Origin of the sequence: Pseudomonas sp. BW16M2, assembly GCF_014268865.1 — a bacterium.
Taxonomy (GTDB): Bacteria; Pseudomonadota; Gammaproteobacteria; order Pseudomonadales; family Pseudomonadaceae; genus Aquipseudomonas; species Aquipseudomonas peradeniyensis.
Window position 1 is genome coordinate 22084 of the sequence record NZ_JABWRI010000030.1, and the last position, 20693, is coordinate 42776.

19 protein-coding genes are annotated in these 20693 nt (G+C 63.9%); 9 read left to right on the top strand and 10 right to left on the bottom strand.

What is annotated here, in order from left to right:
• Nucleotides 1-1031 precede the first annotated feature (1031 nt).
• The 4 genes from HU735_RS21830 to HU735_RS21845 form a co-directional block, all read right to left on the bottom strand.
• Nucleotides 1032-2630: a hypothetical protein gene (locus tag HU735_RS21830; protein WP_186715255.1), complete on the bottom strand. Its 1599-nt coding sequence runs from the start codon at nucleotides 2628-2630 to the stop codon at nucleotides 1032-1034.
• A gap of 3 nt (nucleotides 2631-2633) precedes the next feature.
• Entirely contained in the window at nucleotides 2634-3395 is a 762-nt protein-coding gene (locus HU735_RS21835) for a hypothetical protein (RefSeq protein ID WP_186715256.1), read from the bottom strand.
• Nucleotides 3396-3555: 160 nt separating this feature from the next.
• Nucleotides 3556-4026, bottom strand: a complete 471-nt coding sequence (locus HU735_RS21840; protein WP_186715257.1) for a thioesterase family protein — start codon at nucleotides 4024-4026, stop codon at nucleotides 3556-3558.
• 326 nt (nucleotides 4027-4352) lie between these two features.
• The gene (locus HU735_RS21845; protein WP_186715258.1) at nucleotides 4353-4763 is read right to left on the bottom strand and encodes a thioesterase family protein; all 411 of its coding nucleotides are present in this window, start codon (nucleotides 4761-4763) and stop codon (nucleotides 4353-4355) included.
• A gap of 303 nt (nucleotides 4764-5066) precedes the next feature.
• On the opposite strand from HU735_RS21845, the gene HU735_RS21850 reads away from it, so the two are divergent.
• Nucleotides 5067-5732, top strand: a complete 666-nt coding sequence (locus tag HU735_RS21850) for an HAD-IA family hydrolase (protein ID WP_186715259.1) — start codon at nucleotides 5067-5069, stop codon at nucleotides 5730-5732.
• A gap of 70 nt (nucleotides 5733-5802) precedes the next feature.
• Here the strand turns inward: HU735_RS21850 and ppk2 are convergent, their stop codons facing one another.
• On the bottom strand, nucleotides 5803-6621 hold the full coding sequence (gene ppk2 / locus HU735_RS21855) for a polyphosphate kinase 2 (protein ID WP_186715260.1): 819 nt from the start codon (nucleotides 6619-6621) through the stop codon (nucleotides 5803-5805).
• Nucleotides 6622-6879: 258 nt separating this feature from the next.
• Between ppk2 and HU735_RS21860 the strand changes: the two genes are divergently transcribed.
• Together HU735_RS21860 and HU735_RS21865 are read left to right on the top strand one after the other, a co-directional pair.
• Nucleotides 6880-7512, top strand: coding sequence for a hypothetical protein (locus HU735_RS21860; RefSeq protein WP_186715262.1), 633 nt, complete (start codon nucleotides 6880-6882; stop codon nucleotides 7510-7512).
• Nucleotides 7513-7610: 98 nt separating this feature from the next.
• The gene (locus tag HU735_RS21865) at nucleotides 7611-7829 is read left to right on the top strand and encodes a hypothetical protein (RefSeq protein ID WP_186715264.1); all 219 of its coding nucleotides are present in this window, start codon (nucleotides 7611-7613) and stop codon (nucleotides 7827-7829) included.
• A 145-nt stretch (nucleotides 7830-7974) separates the two neighbouring features.
• Here the strand turns inward: HU735_RS21865 and HU735_RS21870 are convergent, their stop codons facing one another.
• Together HU735_RS21870 and HU735_RS21875 are read right to left on the bottom strand one after the other, a co-directional pair.
• Nucleotides 7975-8874: a proline iminopeptidase-family hydrolase gene (locus HU735_RS21870; protein WP_050705550.1), complete on the bottom strand. Its 900-nt coding sequence runs from the start codon at nucleotides 8872-8874 to the stop codon at nucleotides 7975-7977.
• 98 nt (nucleotides 8875-8972) lie between these two features.
• The gene (locus HU735_RS21875) at nucleotides 8973-9734 is read right to left on the bottom strand and encodes a LuxR family transcriptional regulator (RefSeq protein WP_186715307.1); all 762 of its coding nucleotides are present in this window, start codon (nucleotides 9732-9734) and stop codon (nucleotides 8973-8975) included.
• A gap of 172 nt (nucleotides 9735-9906) precedes the next feature.
• Between HU735_RS21875 and HU735_RS21880 the strand changes: the two genes are divergently transcribed.
• The 6 genes from HU735_RS21880 to HU735_RS21905 are packed head-to-tail and all read left to right on the top strand — an operon-like array spanning nucleotide 9907 to nucleotide 16123.
• Nucleotides 9907-10797, top strand: a complete 891-nt coding sequence (locus tag HU735_RS21880; protein WP_186715266.1) for a proline iminopeptidase-family hydrolase — start codon at nucleotides 9907-9909, stop codon at nucleotides 10795-10797.
• A 3-nt stretch (nucleotides 10798-10800) separates the two neighbouring features.
• Complete coding sequence (locus HU735_RS21885; RefSeq protein WP_186715268.1) at nucleotides 10801-11748, top strand: ABC transporter permease; 948 nt, start codon at nucleotides 10801-10803, stop codon at nucleotides 11746-11748.
• Nucleotides 11745-12593: an ABC transporter permease gene (locus HU735_RS21890; protein ID WP_186715270.1), complete on the top strand. Its 849-nt coding sequence runs from the start codon at nucleotides 11745-11747 to the stop codon at nucleotides 12591-12593. The genes HU735_RS21885 and HU735_RS21890 overlap by 4 nt, the downstream gene beginning before the upstream one ends.
• Nucleotides 12590-13576: an ABC transporter ATP-binding protein gene (locus HU735_RS21895; RefSeq protein ID WP_186715272.1), complete on the top strand. Its 987-nt coding sequence runs from the start codon at nucleotides 12590-12592 to the stop codon at nucleotides 13574-13576. The genes HU735_RS21890 and HU735_RS21895 overlap by 4 nt, the downstream gene beginning before the upstream one ends.
• Nucleotides 13573-14547, top strand: coding sequence for an ABC transporter ATP-binding protein (locus tag HU735_RS21900; protein WP_186715274.1), 975 nt, complete (start codon nucleotides 13573-13575; stop codon nucleotides 14545-14547). The genes HU735_RS21895 and HU735_RS21900 overlap by 4 nt, the downstream gene beginning before the upstream one ends.
• A 34-nt stretch (nucleotides 14548-14581) precedes the next feature.
• A complete protein-coding gene (locus tag HU735_RS21905; RefSeq protein ID WP_186715277.1) occupies nucleotides 14582-16123 on the top strand; it encodes an ABC transporter substrate-binding protein in 1542 nt (513 codons plus the stop codon).
• Between the two features lie 43 nt (nucleotides 16124-16166).
• Here the strand turns inward: HU735_RS21905 and HU735_RS21910 are convergent, their stop codons facing one another.
• From HU735_RS21910 to HU735_RS21920, 3 genes are all read right to left on the bottom strand, one after another.
• Nucleotides 16167-18314 (bottom strand): hypothetical protein, encoded by a 2148-nt coding sequence (locus HU735_RS21910; RefSeq protein WP_186715279.1) that lies wholly within the window; start codon nucleotides 18312-18314, stop codon nucleotides 16167-16169.
• Entirely contained in the window at nucleotides 18301-19503 is a 1203-nt protein-coding gene (locus HU735_RS21915; RefSeq protein ID WP_186715281.1) for a DUF3142 domain-containing protein, read from the bottom strand. Before HU735_RS21915 ends, HU735_RS21910 begins: the two co-directional genes overlap by 14 nt.
• A gap of 120 nt (nucleotides 19504-19623) precedes the next feature.
• Nucleotides 19624-20523 carry a class I SAM-dependent methyltransferase gene (locus HU735_RS21920; protein WP_186715283.1) on the bottom strand — a complete coding sequence of 300 codons (900 nt, stop codon included), beginning with the start codon at nucleotides 20521-20523 and terminating at the stop codon, nucleotides 19624-19626.
• Between the last annotated feature and the right edge of the window lie 170 nt (nucleotides 20524-20693).

Consider the following 20693-nt stretch of genomic DNA (forward strand, 5'->3'; position numbering starts at 1 on the left):
GCTATCATCGAACACTCGGATTTGCAGATCCCACCCAATGCCCCACCGCATTAAGGCTCTGCAGGGAGTTGGAGAAAGTAATATATTTACAAGCACCTATATCTTCACAGACGACTCCTACATTTCATTGCGTCTCCGAACTGACTAAAATGTTAAAAGGCGAGATCGCCCGCCACCGACACGAGCTCAAAAAAGCCCGCGCCCTCCTGAACCAGGATAGAGCACGCCTGATACATCATAAACTCCTCAAATCAGTGCGTAATCGAGCGATATTGCTCGTTTCTTACTGGTACGGATTGGAGATGAATGAGACTTGCGCACTAAGCCTGGAGGACGTGGTGGTGGCGCCAAAAAAAATACAGATAATCGTTCGCCCAACCCCAAAGTCGCATAAGTCACCTCCCCAGCTTTTGACTATTGGTTGTTTACCTCAGTTATGTCCAGTGCGAGCAACTCACGCTTGGCTGGGACTTTCCAAACTTAGCGAGGGACTCCTGTTTCCAGACATTAGAGCAGGCGAACTACTAGCTGACACGCCCGCAACCAACCTACAAAATCATCTCAGATCCCGAGCAAAGCGCATTACACCTGATGCATTAAAAGGACCGATTGTGTGGAGAAACGGATTACTGGCTTTTCTGCTGGATTGTGGATGGTCAGCAGCAGACATCACGCAATGCTTACCCCAGTATCGGAGAAAGCACATTCGGCATCTTCAAAAGGAGTTCCAAAAACAAGGACGTAATCGACAGGACTTACCAATAGATAGCGTCCTTAGGACTATCTTGAGCCATTACACCCGAGCAGCAGAAAGCCATATAACCTTAAGAAGCTAAAACAACAATTCTTATTGCGTAGCTGCAAGCCTATTCGCCAACTTTTAGTAACAACGCTCCAACCCAACTGAACCCTCACCTCGAAAACAACAAGTAAATATTAAAATCCGCGAGCTGACTGAAACGCAAACTATTGAAATACCGAGATTATCGACTAGAGAGAAGTTGGGGGATTTAGTTAAGATGACTCTCGCCTCAGTAGCGAATGGACAAGGCGATCGCCTCGTTCGGGGTCTGGTGTTTGTCCAGCAGGCCCAGCACCTCTTTCTTCAACTGCTCCTGCCGATCGATCAGCGCCAGGTCGCGGAACTTGTAGTCCAGGTCGGCATAGCTTTCCGACACGCCGGCATTGAGGTGGTTCTTGCCGAAGGTGTGCACGATGTGCTTGGACTTCCAGATGTCGTACTGGCTGAACACCTGGTCCTGCGGCAGGTGCCTGGCGACCGAGAACGGCACCCGGGTCAGCAGGCAGTAGTTCATCTTGTACTTGTGGAACTGGTAGTGCTCCAGGGAGTGGACGAACGACACGTACCAGATATAGGTGGCGATCACCTCGATGTTGAAGGCCTTGTCGCCGGGCTGGCACGGCAGGTTGACGTAGCGGCACAGCTCGGCGACCCAGTTGTTGATGTAGGGCTCGGAGCCGTCGCGCAGCAGGTCGTCGTAGCTGGTCGAGACGAAATTCAGCACCGCCGCGTAGTAGTCGCGGTACTGGGCGTTGAGCGCGTGCTGGCCATTGAGGTACTGGTCGAACGGGATGGCGAACCTGATCTCGAATTTCTGGGTCAGCGCCTGGTCCTCGGTCTCGCGCTTGTTGTACATGTTCAGGGCATTTTCATAGCCGACCTTGTAGAAGGTCTGCGCCGAGTAGTAGCCGATGCAGCTGTAGAGGAACTTGTCGGCGATGCCGGTGGTTTCGCGCAGCGACAGCGGCGATTCCTTGAACTGGTGGTTGAGCATCAGGATGTAGGCGGTGTGCGGGTCCATCAGCTTGTGGAAGTTCGAATCCCTGGGTACCAGGTTGAACAGGAACGCCGCGCCCATTTCGGCGAAGAACAGGTGGTGGTGCAGGTGCGCGCCGAGGATGAAGAACACCATGGTGTTGGACATGAAGTACACCTTGGCCAGGTCCCAGTGCGGCTCGCCCGGGCCGACGCTGAAGCCGTCGCGCAGGGTGATGCGCATGCTGTCGGCGGCAAAATCCTCGGCGATGGCGATGCTGGCCACGTCGAACACCGAGCTGGACAGGCGGATCTCGCGGGTGAAGTCACGCATGTCGAAGGTCGACACGCCATCGACCGTCTGCAGGTAGTGGGTGATCTGCGAGGACATCAGGAATACCCGCAGGTCCTCGTCCGAGATGGCCGTCGGCTGCGGGAACTGGCCCAGCGGCACCTTGTAGTAGTCGCGGTTGGCCTTGATGATCGACTGGATGTAGTTGTGGTAGACCTTGTCCTTTCTCCAGCGGTAGACCAGCTCGGCGGGGAGCTTTTTCGGGATGTAGCCCATGTGGTAGTCGGTGCCCGGGATCGGCGTGCTTTCCATCGAGATGGAATCGCGGTTGTAGTGGCGGTAGCCGAAGTAGCGAGGCAGCAGCCACTTCAACTGGACCCACTTCCAGGCCAGGAAGCTGGTGCCGAGGTTGACCGCGTACAGCGCCAGCAGCAGCGGCACGAACTTCACGTAGTAAAGGCCCACGTACACATGCTTCAACGGCTCGGCGCGGGTCTTGCTCATCAGGATGATCACGGGGCTGACGGTGATGAAAAACGCCAGCAGGATGACTTCCAGCATGCTTCAAACTCCTTGTTCGATCGCTTTGTTCTTGTTGCGGCTTGCGCCGTAGCTGTACAGGCAGGCGCCTGTGAAAATCACGTTGACGACGCTCCAGGCGAGCGCCGCGTCGGGGCTGTACCAGTTCGTCAGGTCGAAGGCCGACAGGTTCATCAGCGGTGTGTCGCCGGCCAGCGTGCGCACGAACAGGTAGAAGCCGAAGGTGTAGGCGCGGGCCTGGAAGTACAGGTCCGTGCGGCGCAGGAGCAAGGCGTACGCCACCGGCGCCAGCAACAGCGGCAGGGCGTAGCCGAAGGTGGTGATCCGCGCCGAGTACAGGAAGCACAGGTTCCAGGTGGTGTAGAGGTAGGGCCAGTAGGCCGGGACACGCACCACGAAATCACTGTGGCGCCCGGAAACTTCCCAATGCTTGCGCGAGTACGGCAGGCAGACGATCAGCCCCACGGCGGCGGCGATGTTGAGGATGTTGCCGGTCTGCCAGTCGATCACCGAGGCCTCGATGATGTTCAGCACGATCACCACGTAGATGAGCTTGTAGATGAAGCCTTCGATCCTTGGCTTGTAGCGGGCATAGGCCAGGAAGCACATGGGCAGCAGCACGCTGATGGTCTTGATGCGCATGAACAGGTTGGCGTTGGGCATCAGCAGCGCTGGCAGCGACAGGACGAAGAAGGTCAGGCCCACCAGGCGGTAGCGCCTGAACAGCTCGGCGACCAGCAGGAAGGCGGCGAAAAAGGCCAGCATCAACAGCAAGGTGTTCGACATGAGGTGTTTCCCTACTCATTCATGGATCGAGGTGCGGCGCGAACGCCGGGCACGGCAAAGCCTGCCGCGCACGCCCGGGCCAGAGGCCGGGGACGGTGGAGCAATGGACAGGCGTTGCAGGTATCAGATGGTTGGCAAAAGGGCCGCCGCGCGGCCTGGCTCAGGCCTTGCCGAGGACGTGGGCTTCAGCTTCCAGCCATTTCTTCACGGCTTCAGGCATCGGCGCGGTGGTGGGCTGGACCTTGAGCTTCTCGGCAATCACCGCGTTGGCGACCAGGCCCTTGCGGCCGACCCAGGCGCCTTTGGAGTAGCCGGTCACGACCACTTCGCCAGCCATGTTGAAGAAGCTGTACTGGAAGTAGGTCCAGTTTTCGTCGAGGCAGCAGATGCTGAATTCGGCGGTATACTTTTCGAACATGGAAAGTTGCTTTTTGTAGACAACCAAGTTGCCGCCGAGCATCGGTTTCCAGCCCAACTTGAAGGCCGGAATGAGGATTTTCGCGCGCAGGCAAAGTTCCAGCATGAACAAGTCGGCGATGGTCATGTAACGACCATTGTTCATGTGCTTGTTGATATCGATATCGTTCGGCCAGACCCGCAGCGTGCGGTGCAGCGTATCGGTCAGGGCCATGGGCGGCTTGAAGAAACCGCGTAGGACAGCCAGCAACAGGCGGATGTACAGATTCATCCGGTTATCCCTCCCTAGGATTTTTTATTATCGTTCCCTGTTCAGCCAACCGTTGATTAATCGGTTGGCGGCAAGCGGCGCATTGCAGGCCTGCTTGTTTGCTTCTCAGCGGTGGCGAAACTAACAGCTTTCGCCGGTAGCAACCAGTGGCCAACACCGTAATTGCTCGAAAAACGCCAACTGAATAACCGGTCACGTTCGGACTTTATATCCAATTGATGCTGAAACGTTTGTTCTTTTATTGGGAAACTATTCGTCGCGATGTCCCGCTAGTCCATGTGCTCGCTCAATGCCTGGCGCAATGCCTCGGGCACTGCAACTGGCTGCTTGCTCTCAGGGCAGACGCACACCTGGGTCATGCTGGCGCGAAAGCACACTTCGCCGCCGGCGCCGCGTGCCTCCACGGCAAAGCTGAACGAGGTCGTCCCAGGCACGCCACTGCTGACCTGCACGCTGATCAGGTCATCCCAGGTCATGGGCGCCAGAAATTCGATGGACAGGGCCCGCGCCGGCGGCATCACGCCCATGGCGAACAACCTGCGCAGGCCTTCGCCGCCCAGGCAGTGGGAGAGAAACTCGTGAATCGCCTCGATGACGAAATAGGAAATGCGCGGCGTATAGACGATCCCGGCGGGATCGCAGTCGCCAAAGAGAATTTTCCGGGTAGTGACGAAAGGCATGACGTGGGGTGCTCCGTGCTGGGAATGCCTGGCCGCTCATACTAACGCACAAACGGCTGGCATCTTTGCTGCCCCGCCACTCCCAAGCCATGCCCCAAGGCGGGCAACCATGGCCTGACAGGTTCGGCACGTTGCAACAAATGTAGGAGCGGCCTTGCGTCGCGATGCGCCGCGCGGGCGGCGCTCGATCTGACAGGCGCTGCAACTCTCCCGCCGAGAACCTCGAACGCCCCCAGCCAAGTGCATTCCCCACCCCTGATCCCTTATGATGCTGAATGGTTTCTCCACCCTTCAGGATGCCCGATGCTGACCGCCCTGCTGTTCGACCTCGATGGGACCCTCACCGACACCGACACCTTGCACCTGCAAGCCTTCCGCAAGCTGCTGTTCGACCATGACGGCCGTGAGCTGACGCAGGAGCAGTTCAACACCCAGGTCAGCGGCCGCTCCAACGGCCTGTTGTTCGCCGAACTGTTCCCCCAGGCCGATGCCGCCAGCCGTCAGGCCCTGGCCGAACGCAAGGAAGCACTGTTCCGCGAACTGTCACCGGCCCTGGCGCCGATGCCCGGCCTGCTGCGCCTGCTGGACCACGCTACGCGGCATGGCATCGGCATGTGCGTGGTGACCAACGCGCCCCGCCTGAACGCCGAGCACATGCTCGGTGCCATGGACCTGGCCACGCGTTTCGAGCACGTGCTGGTGGCGGATGAACTGGCGCGCCCCAAACCCGACCCCCTGCCCTACCTCACCGGCCTGCAGCGACTGGACGCCGAAGCCGGACAGACACTGGCATTCGAGGACTCGCTGCCAGGCGTCAAGGCCGCCGTCGATGCCGGCATCTTCACCGTCGGGCTGGCGACTACCCAGCCCGCCGAGCGCTTGCTGGAAGCCGGGGCCAGGCTGGTGATCGAGGACTATGACGACCCGCGGTTGTGGGACCTGGTCGAGCGAATGCAGTCTGCTGGCTGATTGTCCGGGGAGCGCAACGTGCACCTTGCCCGAGTGCTCGGAACAGAGGCTGGCATTCGCCGCCACGGCATCAGAACCGCTCCGCCACCATCTTGAACGGATACGGCTGCGCCTTGTGCTTGCCGATCTTGCCCCGCTTGGGCAACGACACTTTGTGCGCTTGGCTGAGGTCCTTGTAGGGGATCTGTTGCAATAGGTGGCTGATGATGTTCAGCCGCGCCTTGCGCTTGTCCTCCGAACGCGCCATGTACCAGGGCGCCCAGGACGAGTCGGAGGCAGCGAACATGTCGTCGCGGGCGCGGGTGTAGTCGTCCCAGCGGTTGTAGGACTTGACGTCCATCGGCGACAGCTTCCACAGCTTGCGCCCGTCGCTGATGCGGTCCTGCAGGCGGCGGGTCTGCTCCTCGGCGCTGACCTCGAGCCAGTACTTGATGAGGATGATCCCCGACTCGACCATCATGCGCTCGAACATCGGCACCACGGTGAGGAACTTGTGGGCCTGCTCGTCAGTGCAGAAGCCCATCACCCGCTCGACGCCGGCGCGGTTGTACCAGCTGCGATCGAAGATCACCACCTCGCCCGCCGCCGGCAGGTGGACCAGGTAGCGCTGGGCATACATCTGGGTCTTCTCGCGCTCGGTGGGGGCCGGCAGCGCCACCACGCGAAACACCCGCGGGCTCACCCGCTCGGTGATGGCCTTGATGGTGCCGCCCTTGCCGGCGCCGTCGCGGCCCTCGAAGACGATGCACACCTTCAGGCCCTTCTCCACCACCCACTGCTGCAGCTTGACCAGCTCGACGTGCAACCGCCGCAGTTCTGCCTCGTAGGTCTTGCGCCCGAGTCTGTCCGTGGCATCGCCCTTGCGTTTCTTGCCTTCGCCCTTGGCCATCGGCGGCTCCTCTGTGTTCGCTGCAGGTCTGTCCGTTGCCGGTTGCCCCGGCGGCGCCAGGGCGGATCAAAGAAGTATGGATGAGCAGCGGCATTTTGCCGGACATGGCGCTGCCCGGGTGCTGCGAAACAGCGCACACCCTCGGGGATATGTCGTCTTGCCACGATTGCGGGGGCTCTGGCCCGCGGGTTCTAATCCCGCACCAGCCGGCCCGGCCGGCGCGCATCCCTGCAATTGGCAACTCAAGGAAGCCCTACGATGGACAGGAAGATCATACCGCTGGCCCTGCTGGCGACCCTGGTCGGCTGCTCGGACGGCCAACAGCCCCGCGAAGCCGACCTGCGCCAGGCTGCCCAGGCCTACCTCGACACCCAGTACCCGCACTGTTTCGTGATCAGCGCCTTCCCCACGCGCACCCGTGACTTCGATGTGGAAGGCACCAACAAGGCCCTGCACGCCCTGGCCCGGGTCGGCGTGGTCAGCGAACGGGAAGTCGCCCGCACCGAGGTGCCGGAGCGCCTGTGGCAGCCGGCGCGGACCGATATCTACTACGCCTACGACCTCACCGACGAGGGCCGGCGCCACTACAAGGCCGACGCCCGGCGCGAGGCGAACGGCGCCAGTACCGGCGGCCTGTGCTTCGGCAAGGCACAGGTCACCACCATCAAGGGCTTCAGCCCTCCTGTCGAACACAATGGGCGCCAGCAGTCCCAGGTGACCTACAGCTACCAGATCACCGAACTGCCGGGGTGGGCCGGCGACGCGGCGGTCCAGGCCGATATCGCCGGGCTTGGCCAGGCGGTCGCCAGCGCGGCCAAGCCGCTGGAGGAAACCCGATCCATGGTCCTTACGGCCCAGGGCTGGGTGCACGAGCAACTGTTGGCCAACTGAACGGTTTGTTAATCCCGGGAAAATCCGCGCACGCCATCCTTGCCTCAACCCGGCCGCCAGGCGGCCGACCTTCAGGTCAATCGATGGAGACTCCAGTGATGAAATTCTTAGCGTGCGCACTCGCCCTGCTGGCAACGATCTCGGCCACCTCGGCCTTTGCCGAAGGCGGCGCCGACCGCCTCAGGGAGCGCAGCGACCAACTTGCGCTGCAACGCCAGCAGGCGGCCGAGCAGATTGCCAAGGGTGACGCCCCGTCACCCGCCCGGCAGCATCTAGGCCAGCAAGGGCAGGACGCTAGCGACAAGCCCTCCAGCTGATGCCCCCTGAACAGCGTCTTTCAGCGCAGACGCCTTGCGTGTGGATGGCTTGGCCCCTTACCTGACAACACCGCGCAAAAAACTCAGGCCCGCCGGGCAACGCCCGGACAGGCCTGAGGAAGGGAAAACGGTCGGATGCTACGTGCTACAGACTCTCGTCGAGGAACTTCACCACTGTCCCCATGCACGCCACCCGCTCTTCGACATGGGGCATATGGCTGGAGTTCTCGAACAGCGCCCAGCGGATCCCGGGGATCAGGTCCAGATAGGGCTTGACCACCAGCGGCGTGGCCTCGTCATAACGCCCGGAAATCAGCAGGCTCGGCACATTGATCTGCGGCAGGCGGTCGACGATGGTCCAGTCCTTGGTGCTGCCGATGATATGGAACTCGTTCGGACCGGTCATGGCGTGGTACACGGTCGGGTCGGCATCCACCTGGGCGAAGGTGCGCGCCACTTCTTCCGGCCAAGGCTTGAGCCGGCACACGTGGCGGTCGTAGAACACCCGGGTGGCGGCGATGTAGTCGGCTGCGGTGTAGTCGCCCACGGCCTCGTGGCGCAGCAGGGTGTCCTGGACCTCCTTGGGCAGCTCTTCACGCAGGCGGTTGGCCTCGCGTACCCAGGTGCGCATGTCGGCCGGCGAGTTAGCGATCACCAAGCAGCGCAGGCCCCGTGGCTGACGCACCGCGTGCTCGCTGGCGAGCATGCCGCCCCAGGATTGGCCCAGCAGCGCGTAGCGCTCGCTGATGCCCAGGTGTTCCAGCAGGTTGTCGAGCTCCTCGAGGAACAGCTTGACCGTCCAGAACGATGCCGGCATCTGCGGCAGGTGGGTCGAGCGGCCGTTGCCCAGCTGGTCGTAGTGGATGACCGGGTAGCCACCGGCGGCGACATCCTTGTAGGCGTCGACATAATCAAAGGTGCAACCCGGGCCGCCATGCAGGATGACCAACGGGGTGCGGCCACAGTCCAGGTCACCGGTAACGCGGTACCAGGTCTTGTAGTTGCCGAAGGGGGCAAAACCTTCACGCGATTGGGTGAGTTCCATGTCATCCGGCTCCGTGCGAATCATGGAGCACACAATAACCCTACGCGTGGCGCGGCATAACTAGAGAGTTCTCTAGGTTTTCGACCTTTTTTGTTGCTTCATTGGTCCAGCAGGCGGTAGTGCACCGCCCGGGCGACCGCCTGGACGCGGTTTTTCGCCCCCAGCTTGTGCATGGCCGAGGTCAGGTGCAGGGAAATCGTCGCCAGCGAGCGGTTGAGCTTCTCGGCGATCTCCCCCGCCGTCAGGCCTTCGGCGGCCCAGCGCAGGCATTCGACCTCGCGGCGGGTCAGGCGGATGACGCGGGTGGCGGACTCCTTGGCCAGCAAGGGGTAGGCAGCCTCCTGCAAGGCATGGGCGATCAGGCTGAAATCGCCCAGGTGCTCCCGGGCGTCGTCCAGGTCGCGCTGGCTGGCCTGGGGGCGCAAGCCGGTCAGGGTCGCCAGCCCGCCCCGTGGCAGGTGGATGGGCACGGTGACGCCACAGGTCAGCTGCGCGTCGTGCAGGTAGCCGACCACCGGGGCGTGGCGCTGGTCGATGTGGCGCTGCAGGACGGTCTCGCCCTTGGGTAGATACGACCAGACGAAGGGCGCGATGGAGGACACCGCCACCTGCTGCACCGGGTCGATCTGGTAGAAGCCCTCGGAGCACCACAGGTCCTGCCAGTCCTTCGGGGTCTGGCGCAGCCGGACCACGCTCGGGGTGATCAGCTCGCCGACATGATCCAGCGGCACCGGGCTGTAGTCGTACACCAGGGCATCGAAGCCCAGTTGCGCCGCCAGCTCGGCGACGCTGTCCATCTGCTCATCGAGGCTGTCGTCCGACGCCAGACGCGCATTGAGTTCAGCCACCTTGGCCTGCATACCTGACACTCCCTGTGATTCCTTTTGCATTTCCATCTCTAAGTCCGGCACGTAGAATGCCACGGCTTGGCGCGGGACTGCCATACGAAACCTATAGGAAACACTAGCTTGTAGGCGACGAAAACTCCTGCGTTAGTTATAGCTGCAAGCCATGGCCAACAGGAGAGTAGCGATGTGGCGTGAGATGCAACCTGACCAGCAGTTCAACGTATCGGTCGATGGCCACAATCTCGTGGTGTACAGCTTTGGCGAAGGGGACGAGGTGCTGCTGTGCCTCAATGGCGGGCCGGGGCTGCCCTGCGACTACCTGCGCGACGCCCATGCCTGGCTCAAGGATAAGGGCATCCGCGTGGTCGCCTTCGACCAACTGGGCACCGGCGCCTCCGATCGTCCGGATGACGACAGCCTGTGGAACATCACCCGCTACGTGGCCGAGGTCGAGCAGGTGCGCCAGGCCCTGGACCTGGGCCGTGTGCACATGCTCGGGCATTCCTGGGGCGGCTGGCTGGCGATCGAGTACGCCATTCATCACCCGCAGTCGCTGAAAAGCCTGATTCTCGAGAACACCGTCGGCGATATTCCACACCTGATCACCGAACTGGAGCGCCTGCGCGGCGCCCTGGGCAGCGAGACGGTGGCAATGATGCAGCGCCACGAGGCCATGGGTACCCTCGACCACCCGCAGTACCAGGCCGCCATCACCCTGCTCAACTACCGCCACGTCTGCCGGCTCGATGAATGGCCGGCGCCGATCCAGCGTTCGCTGGGCGACTGGAACATGGGCCCCTACACCACCATGCAGGGCCCCAACGAGTTCCTTTATATAGGCAATCTCAAGGACTGGAACCGCCTCGAGCAGATGGGCGCGTTCCGCATGCCGGTGCTGATCACCACCGGCCAGCACGACGAACTGACCCCGGCCTGCGCCATGCGCATGAAATTGGCGCTGCACGGGCGTGCCGAGCTGCACGTGTTCCCCAACAGCAGCCATATGCCGTTCTACGAAGAGCCCCAGGCCTATTTCCCGGTGTTGCTGGATTTCCTGCAACGCAACCGGGGCTGATCGATGAGCCTGGCCCGCTACCGGTTCGTCCTCATCCGTCCGTTGCAATTGCTGCCGGTGCTGCTGGGCATCAGCATCATCACCTTCGTACTGGTGCGCTCGATCCCGGGCGACCCGGCGCGGGTGCTGCTGGGCGCGCGCAGCACCCCGGACGCGATCCAGAAGATCCGCGCCCAGTTCGGCCTCGACGAGCCGATCTGGGTGCAGTACCTGTACTTCCTGAAGAACCTGCTCAACGGCGACCTGGGCAAGTCGCTGCTGTACAAGGTCGACGCCCTGCCGCTGATCGCCAGTCGCATCGAGCCGACCGTGATGCTGGTGCTGGGTAGCGTGGCCCTGGCGCTGCTGATCGCCGTGCCGCTGGCCATACTTGCCGCCCGCAGCAAGGGCGGCTGGGCCGACAACCTGATCCGCTTGTTCACCACTGCCGGCCTCGGCTTGCCGGCCTTCTGGCTGGGGCTGATGCTGATCCTGCTGTTCAGCGTGCACTGGGGGCTGTTCCCGGTGTCCGGCTATGGCCGCACCTGGGCCGACAAGCTGCACCACCTGGTGCTGCCCTGCCTGACCATTGCCCTGGCACTGTCGGCGGTGCTGGTGCGCAACCTGCGCGCCAGCATCCTGCTGGAGATGCAGGCCGACCATGTCACCGCCGCCCGTGCACGGGGCCTGGGCGAAGGGGCGATCCTGCGCCGGCATGTCCTGCCCAACTCCATGGTGCCGACCATCAACCTGCTGGCGGTCAACATCGGCTGGCTGATCAGCGGCACGGTGGTGATCGAGAGCCTGTTCTCGCTGCCGGGCGTCGGCCAGCTGCTGGTGCGCGGCATCTTCACCCGTGACTACATGGTGGTCCAGGGTGTGGCCATGGTGCTGGCCTGCGCCACGGTGGCGGTGAACTTCCTCGCCGATGTGGCGACCACCGTCCTCGATCCGCGGGTGAAGATCCAATGAGCGCCACCTTCGCCCTGCGCGCGCGCCTGGCCTGGAACCTCGGCAATGGCCGCCTGACCCTGTACTGCGGCCTGGCCATCGTCCTCGGCTGGTGCCTGCTGGCGCTGTGCGCGCCGTGGGTCGCGCCGTTCGACCCGCTGCTGCAGAACGGCGACCTGCGCCTGGCCGCGCCCAGCCTGGCGCACCCCTTCGGCACCGACAACTTCGGCCGCGACGTGCTCTCGCGGGTGATCTGGGGCGCCCGGGTCGACCTGCAGATGGCCTTGATCGGGGTGATCTTCCCATTCCTGCTCGGCACCTGCATCGGCGCGGTATCCGGTTACGTCGGCGGCTGGCTGGACAACGCCTGCATGCGCCTGATCGACATCGTCCTGGCCTTCCCGTTCCTGGTGCTGATGCTGGCGATCATGGCCATTCTCGGCCCGGGCCTGGGCAGCTTCTACATCGCCATGGCGCTGGTCGGCTGGGTGTCCTATGCGCGGCTGATCCGCTCGCAGATCCTCGTGCTCAAGCAGAGCGACTTCGCCCTGGCCGCCAGGAGCCTGGGCTTCAGCCACCGGCGCACGCTGTTCGGCCACCTGCTGCCCAACGCGCTGTTCGGCTCGGTGGTGTTCTGCATGTCGGATGCCGTGCTGGTGCTGCTCAACGGCGCCGCCGTCAGCTACCTGGGCCTCGGGGTGCAACCGCCGACCCCGGAATGGGGCACCATGGTCGCCGAGGGGCAGAGTTTCATCACCAGCGCCTGGTGGATCTGCACCTTCCCGGGCCTGGCGGTGGTGACCCTGGCCATGGGCTTCAGCCTGCTGGCCGACGGCGTCGCCGAACGCCTGGGAGACCGCTCATGACCCCGCCCCTGCTCCAGGTTCGCGGGCTGAGCGTCATCGCCCGCGCCGGCCAACGGGATATCACCCTGGTCGATCGACTGTCCTTCGACCTTGGCAAAGGCGAGATCCTCGGCCTGGTGGGCGAAAGCGGCTCGGGCAAGACCCTGGCCTGCCGGGGCCTGATGCGCCTGCTGCCGGCGCCGAACCTGCGGGTCGAGGGCCAGGCCGTGCGCCTGGCGGGCCATGACCTGCTGCAGTTGGACGAAGCCGGCATGCGCCGCCTGCGTGGCCGTGAGCTGGGGATGATCTTCCAGAACCCCAGCAGCCACCTGGACCCGCTGATGCGCATCGGCGAGCAGATCGCCGAGGGCATCCGCCTGCACCAGGGTGCTTCGCGTCGCGAGGCCCGGGCCGAGGCCATCGAGGTGCTGCGCCAGGTCGGTATCCCCGACCCGAAGTCCAGGGTCGACAACTACCCCCACGAGTTTTCCGGCGGCATGCGCCAACGGGCGATGATCGCCGTGGCCCTGGGCTGCAACCCCAAGGTGCTGATCGCTGACGAGCCGACCACGGCCCTGGATGTCACCGTGCAGGCGCAGATCCTGCGCCTGCTGCTGGAGCTGCGCGACCGCCGCGGCCTGTCGATGATCCTGATCAGCCACGACCTGGGCGTGGTGGCGCAGACCTGCGACAGCATCGCCGTGATGTACGCCGGGCGCCTCTGTGAGCACGGCGCCAAGCACCAGATGTTGGCCCGGCCTCGGCATCCCTACAGCGCCGGGCTGCTGGCCTGCCATCCGGCGGCGCAGCCCGAGGCACGGCGCATGACCACCATCGCCGGGCAGCCACCGCTGCTCGACGACTTGCCGGCGGGCTGCCGCTTCGAATCACGTTGCCCACAGGCCATGCCGGTCTGCCGGCAACAATTGCCCGAACTGCTGGAGGCAAGCCCCGGTCACCGCCTGGCCTGCCATACCCCGCTGCTGGCCGGAGGCCTGTCATGACCACGTTGTTGCAGGTCAAGGACCTGCAGGTGCAGTTTCCTGCCGCCGGCAGCGGCCTGTTCAACCTGCGTCCGCGCAAGGTCAGCGCGGTCAACGGCGCCTCGCTGAATCTCGCCGCCGGCGAAACCCTCGGCCTGGTGGGCGAGTCGGGCTGCGGCAAGAGCACCCTGGCCCGGGCCATCCTCCAGCTCACCCCGAGCTGCGGCGGCCAGGTGTTGTTCGACGGCACCGACATGAACCAGGGCAACCCGGCGGATATCGCCCGCCTGCGCCGCGAGACCGCGATGATCTTCCAGGACCCGTACAGCGCGCTCAACCCACGCCAGCGCATCGGCCAGATCCTCGCCGAGGTGTTGCAGGTGCAGCGCAAGGTGCCTACCGCGCAGATTCCGGCCCGGGTCGGCGAACTGCTCGAGCTGGTCGGCCTGCGCGCTGAACTGGCCGAGCGGCGGCCCGGTTCGCTGAGCGGTGGCCAGTGCCAGCGGGTTGGCATCGCCCGGGCCCTGGCCGTCGAGCCCCGGCTGATCGTCGCCGACGAATGCGTCGCCGCGCTGGACGTGTCGATCCAGGGGCAGATCATCAACCTGCTGCTGGAACTGCGTGAGCGCATGGGCCTGGCGCTGCTGTTCATCACCCACGACCTGGGCGTGGTGCGCCGTCTGTGCGACCGGGTGGCGGTGATGTACCTGGGGCAGATCGTCGAGGAAGGCCCGGTGCACGAGGTCTTTACCGCCCCGCGCCACCCCTACACCGCCGCGCTGATCCAGTCCATCGCCGACATCGACCCGGCCCGACGCCTGCCGCAAGACCCGCTGGCCGGCGAGCCGCCGAGCCCGCTGAACCTGCCCTCCGGCTGCGCCTTCCATCCGCGTTGCCGGCATGCGCTGCCCGGTTGCAGCGACACCGCGCCACCCGAGCATATCCAGGGCGCCCGGCGCCACGCCTGCGTGCATCCGCAACTGCCCTGCTGACTTCACCACCATGACCATCAAACGGAGCTTGAGCATGAAACCCGCCGCATTGAAACTTCTCACCGCCGCCATACTGGCCGCCAGCACCCTGGCCAGCGGCATGGCCCAGGCAGCCGGCGTGCTGACCATCGGCTGCCGTGAGGAAAGCACCACCTTCGACCCGATCAAGAGCGCGCAGAACCGCGACAGCTGGGTGTTCGCCAACGTCTATGACGTGCTGATCCGCGTCGACAACAGCGGCACCCAACTGGTACCGGGCCTGGCCGAAAGCTGGAAGGTCTCGGACGACGGCCTGACCTACACCTTCAAGATGCGCAACGCCAAGTTCTCCGACGGCTCGCCGATCACCGCCGAGGACGCCGCCTTCTCCCTGCTGCGCATCCGCGACAACCCGGGCTCGCTCTGGGCCGACTCGTACAAGATCATCGACACCGCCAAGGCCGCCGACCCGCATACCCTGGTGGTGACCCTGCACAGCAAGTCGGTACCGTTCCTGGCCCAGCTCGCCACCGCCAACATCTCGATCCTGTCGAAAAAGGCCATGGACAAGCTCGGCGAGGAGGAGTACGCACAGAACCCGGTAGTGTCCGGGGCCTTCAAACTCAAGGAATGGTTACGGGGCGACCGGGTGATCCTGGAGAAGAACCCGGAGTTCTGGCAGGCCGACAAGGTCAGCCTGGATGGCGTGGAGTGGATCTCCATCCCGGATGACCGCACGCGCATGATGAAGGTCCAGGCCGGCGAACTGGACTCGGCGATTTTTGTGCCGTTCACCCAGGTGGACGAGTTGCAGAAGGACAAGAAGATCACCATCCATATCGACCCCTCGACCCGTGAAGATCATCTGCTGATCAACCACTCCAAGGGCCTGCTGGGCAAACAGGAAGTGCGCGAGGCGATCGACCTGGCAATCGACAAGAAGGCACTGGTGGACACCGTGACCTTCGGCCACGGCGAAATGGCCTACTCGTACATTCCCAAGGGCGCGCTCTACCACAACGCCAACAACCCGCAACGCCCGTTCGACCCGGCCAAGGCCCGCGAGCTGCTGAAAAAAGCCGGCGCCGAGGGGCTGAAGGTCAACTACGTGGTCAACGCCGGCAACGAGGCCGACGAGCAGATCGCCGTGCTGGTGCAGAAGCAGCTGGCCGACGTCGGCATCACCGCCAACCTGCAGAAGGTCGACCCGACCCAGAGCTGGCAGATGCTGGTCGACGGCGACTACGACCTGTCGGTGATGTACTGGACCAACGACGTGCTCGACCCGGACCAGAAGACCACCTTCGTGCTGGGCCACGACACCAACATGAACTACATGACCCGCTACCACAACGACAAGGTCAAGGACCTGGTGGCCGCGGCCCGGGTGGAAACCGACCCGATCAAGCGCAAGCAGATGTATGAGGATCTGCAGAAGCTGGCCAAGCAGGACGTGCACTGGATCGACCTGTACTACAGCCCGTACATCAACATCTCGCGCAGCAATATCCAGAACTTCCTGCAGAACCCGCTGGGGCGTTTCACCCTGGAGGAGACAGTGAAGCTGGAGCCCGGCCAGAAGACCGCGCAGAACTGACGGCGGTTAATCGAGCGCCGCCCTCGCGGCGCTCGATCTCATTTCAAGCCTTTGCCTTGCGCCGCCGCATCCACGCCCAGGCAACCCCCGCCAGCACCACCAACCCCACCGGCAGCACCTGCGCCTTGTACGGCCGCAACGCCGTGCGCACGCTGTCCAGCTTCTCGGTCAGGTAGCGCTTGTTGGCCTGGTCGAACCGGGGCTCTTCGCATTGCTTGCCGAAATCCTCCGCCCACTGCACGAACGGCCCTTGCTGCACGTAGCGCCTGTACAGCGCGCTTTCCTGTTCGCTGCCGGGCACCCATCCGGCCGCCGTACACAGAACTGCGGCGAAGGCCTGGCTGCTGTGTGGCAGCTGGTCAGCGGCCTGGTTGGCCAGGTCGGCGGCGACATAGCGGTAGTGGAATCGCTGATCGGGCTTGGCCTCGGTCGCCCGTTGGCGCTGCACCTCGCCAGCGGCCAGGAAAGGCCCTGGCTTCACCTCGGCATTACCGAGGCTGTAGCCACCGCCCAGCCAGGCATAGTCGGGGGCCATTTCATAACCGAGAATCTCCATGCCCGCGCTGCGCGCCAGGCTTGCCGCAGCGTACAGAGCCTCGGCGCGGCCGGTGGGGGTCCAGCGCGAGACGGCATCCTGGCGGTGCTGGCCGTAGGCCTTGGCGTCGGCTTGCAACTGTGGCGTGGCGAAGTAGCCGGGTGCTTCTTCATAGCGCCCCTCGCGCAGCAGGCGTCGACCCAGCAGCTCGCGCAGCTGTGTCGCCACTGGGCGCGGCACGTAACCGCCCTCTTCCACCTTGGGCGCTGGCGGTGCCGGCACATGGGCATCGACATAGCCTTTGAGCTCATCCAGGGTCAGCACGCGGTCGGCCACGCTGGCCGTGTCCTGCCAGTAGATCTCCTGGCTGCGGTACAGCAGGTCGAAGGCTTGCAGGTAGTCGCCACGCTCAAGGGCCAGGATCGCGCCCTCGCCCTCTACCCGGCAGCCGGGCTTCACGCTTTCGTAGTCCCAATCGGGTGTCTGTCGCGAACCCCACGACTCTTCGCGGGGGAATGCGGCGGCGGCCTTGGCATAGGCAGCCGCAGCCTGGGTCTTGTCGCCGTCGCGCAAGGCCAGCTTGGCGCGCAGCCACCAGGCAAGTCCGGTGTCGCCTGCCTGCTGCAGATAGCTTCTGGTCGCGGCATAGTTGCCTTGCTGGTAGGTCAACGCAGCCAGGCGGTCGGCGTCTTCCAGCTTGTCGCCGACACTGGCCTGCAGCAACGCGGGCAGGCGCCGGGCCTGGGTCGGCGGCTGGCCGTCGTAGTCCCAGCCGACATGGCTGAGCAGGTAGGCTGTGAGCAGCTTGCGCGGCATCGGCTGTGCCAGTAGCGCCTTCAACTGCTCATCCGGCAGGCTCACCAGTTCGTCGGCAAGCTGCCTGAGCGAGCTGTAGCCGCTGCCCGAACCCAGGCGGCTCTGGCTGGCATACAACTGGATGGCGCTGTTCCAGTCACCGGCGAGCTTGGCCAGGCGGGCCTCTTCGCCAAGGCTGGCCACCCCCAGTTCCAGCGGATCGCTGAAGCCTTCGGCGCTGAGCGTGCGAGCCTGGTGGAAGGCCTCGCGCGCCTGGGCTTGCAGGGCCTGCGGCGTCTGTTGCGGATCATCGCCGGCCTCGAAGCTGCGGGCCATCAGCGCCCGCCCCAGCGAGTAGGCCGCCCAGGTGCTGCGCAGCTTGCGTTGTTCGGCAGGCAGGGCCAGCACCTTGGCGAAGTAATCCGCCGCCAGGGCGTGGTCGTCGGTGTCGAAGGCCACTGCGCCGGCAATGTACAGGCGCAGTTCATCCGGCAGTTCGGCGCCCTGCTCCAGCACCTGTTGCGGATCCTGCAGGGCACGCAGTTGCGCGACCTTTTCGCGCAGCGATTCCGGCAACTCGTCGGCCTCGATCCGGCGGCGCTGCTCCCGGTAGGGTCGGTCGTTGTCGTCACCGTCCCAGTAAGGGGTCAGGGTCATCTCGGTGGTGGGCTTGAGGCCTGCCAGCTGCTCACCGAGGCGATTCACCTCGAAGCCGAAGTTGCCTTCCGGCAGCTCGGACAGGGTCTGCGCCCGGTCATCCAGCAGGCGCATCGGGAAGTCCGGGCCACAGGCCAGCGCCGTGCCTACCGGCACGCTCAGGGACAGGCACAGCAGGCGCCGGGGCCAGTCAGGGGTAGACATTCCATGCTCCTTGTTCGATTCCATGGCAGCGCGCCCAACCGAGGACGCGCCGGCCGCCAGCGGCCACACGCACGCTGGACTGGCGGTTGAAGATGAGGTGTTGCGGGGATTGCTGCAGGCGGTAGCCATTGAGCCCATCCGCGGCATCGCAGGACTCTACGTTCAGTTCCACCCGCGCGGGTACCGGCAGGTCAAGATTGCCGACGTTGACCAAGCTGATGTCGTAGAGTCCGGCCTGCTCGGACAGTTCGACCCGCCACTGACTGGCGAGCGTGTCGCCGCGCGCCACCGCCTTCAGGGTGGTCAGGCTCCAGGCCCGGCGGTCGCCGGGCAATGGCAGGCGGAACCAGATCAACCCGGCCAGGTGCGCGGGCGGCTTGTTCCGCAGTTGCCTGCCCAGGTCCGCCAGTTGCTGCGGATCGGCCAGCAGCTCGCGGCGCTCGCCGGGTCGGTTCAATGGGGTTTCGCTTTCCACCACCGGCGCACCACCGGTATCCGGCAGCAGCGCGATGCCATAGGCGGGCAAGGCCAGGTAGAACGCTCGGTCACTGACGCGACTCCAGCGCTCGGCCCAGGTCTTCGCCTGCAGCGGATCGAACAGGCCTCGACGGGGATCACTCACCGCGTGTACCTGCAACACGCTGCTGTCCACCGCCTGCAACAGCGCTGGCAAGTGCGGGCTGTCGAGCCAGGCGGGCAGCGCGGTGATGCTCAGTTTCAGGCCCGGCGGCAGTTGCTCGCGCAGTTTCAGGAGGAATTCGGTATAGCCCGGCAGGCGGGCACTGCCGCTGTCGTGGTCGATCTCGAGCCCGCTCGGGGTCAAGCCGGCGGCCTGCCAGTCGGCCAGCAATTGGGCGATCTGGGTGCCGGCCAGCTGCAGGTCGAGCGCGGGCAACTGACCGTCCAGCCGCACCACGGCGATCACCGAGCGACCATCGGCCTTGAGCTGAGGCAGGTTGACCAGCGCCCTGCTCCAGCCGGCCTTGGGCTGGGCCTGCAAGGCCAGCACACGCAGGGTCGAAAAGTCGGCGCGGCTTTCGGCCAGGGCTTGTTCGTGGGCCGGCCGCCACTGGCGTTGCCAGATGTAGAGTTGCTGGTCGAGCGGCGGTGCAGGCTCGGGCTGGCAGCCGGTGAGCACTGCGAGGACGAAAGTGGCGAAAAGACGACGCAGTAGCGCAATGGCGGGCATACAGTCCTTTGTCTGACGGGTGTTGGCGCCGGGGTGAAGTGCAGATTTTACCCCAGCGCACCAAGGGATGGACACGGAGCTGATCGATTAATCACGGAGTCCGGTCAGGAGCCTGACGGCCTAGTTGGCAGGTCGGCTGAGCAATAGATAGATGACATTGCGGTAGGGATCGAAGTACAGGCAGGTGTGCGGTGACGCGCCTTGGGGAATGAACCCTCTCATCTGCTCGCGTGATCGAAGCACCAGGTTCCAGTCCATGAACGCTTCCATGTAGCCCCTTCCCCAGTTGTCCGCAGTGAAGTTCGCAATCAGCAGTCGACCACCCGGATTGAGTCTGGCCATCAGCCAGGTGGTGAGCGTCGCTGCCTGGGCGTGGCTGAGATAGTCGTAGATGCCAATGCTGTAGATAAAGTCGAAGCCGTTGTGCTCACCGTTTGCAGGCAAGCTCTTGACATTGCACTGCCAGGTCGTGATCTCGGGAGAGACTTGCCTGGCCTGGGTCAGCGTCTCGGCGTCGTTGTCAAAGGCAACGAAACGGGTGATGCGCGCGCGGGTCGATGGCGTAAGCAGCTCCAGCTCCCGACAATGCCCGCAAGCCACACTCATCAGCGACAACGCTTCCCGTTGGCCTGCCATCTGCTCGATCAACCAGGCGATATGCTCGCGACGCCAACGCACACTGAGCGCATTCGGGCTGGAGGTCACGACATTGAAGATCCGCTTGCCCAACTCGCTGGCATCCGATGGCGGCTGTTGGTAGTAGGCGTAGTCCAGCATCACCGCATCCCCCGGATAACCTCTGGGTTTGTCGAAGGCGCGTGATGTATAGGGATCTTGCTTGAGCAACTGGAATATCGGGTGTTGACGACATTGATCGACCACACTTTCCCGCCAGAGTGTGTCGGACAGCCCCTGGCGGTACTCGGTCAGCAGTTCGTTCATGCAGTTGATGGCGTGCAGATAATCGCCAGCGACGATGTCATCCTGAAAATCATCCAGTGCGCGGCTCAAGCCTCTCATGGTCAACCTCCGGTGGGACGCAAGGTTATTTGAATAGCCCTTTGAGATTAGTAGAGCCGCAAGCCCGTGGCGCATCGGACCGTGGCGCTCGCTCAGCACATCGCGCAAACAGCGGACAAAGGCTTGAACCTCAAGACAACCCAGCGTACAAATCCTCCAGCCCTCCCAAT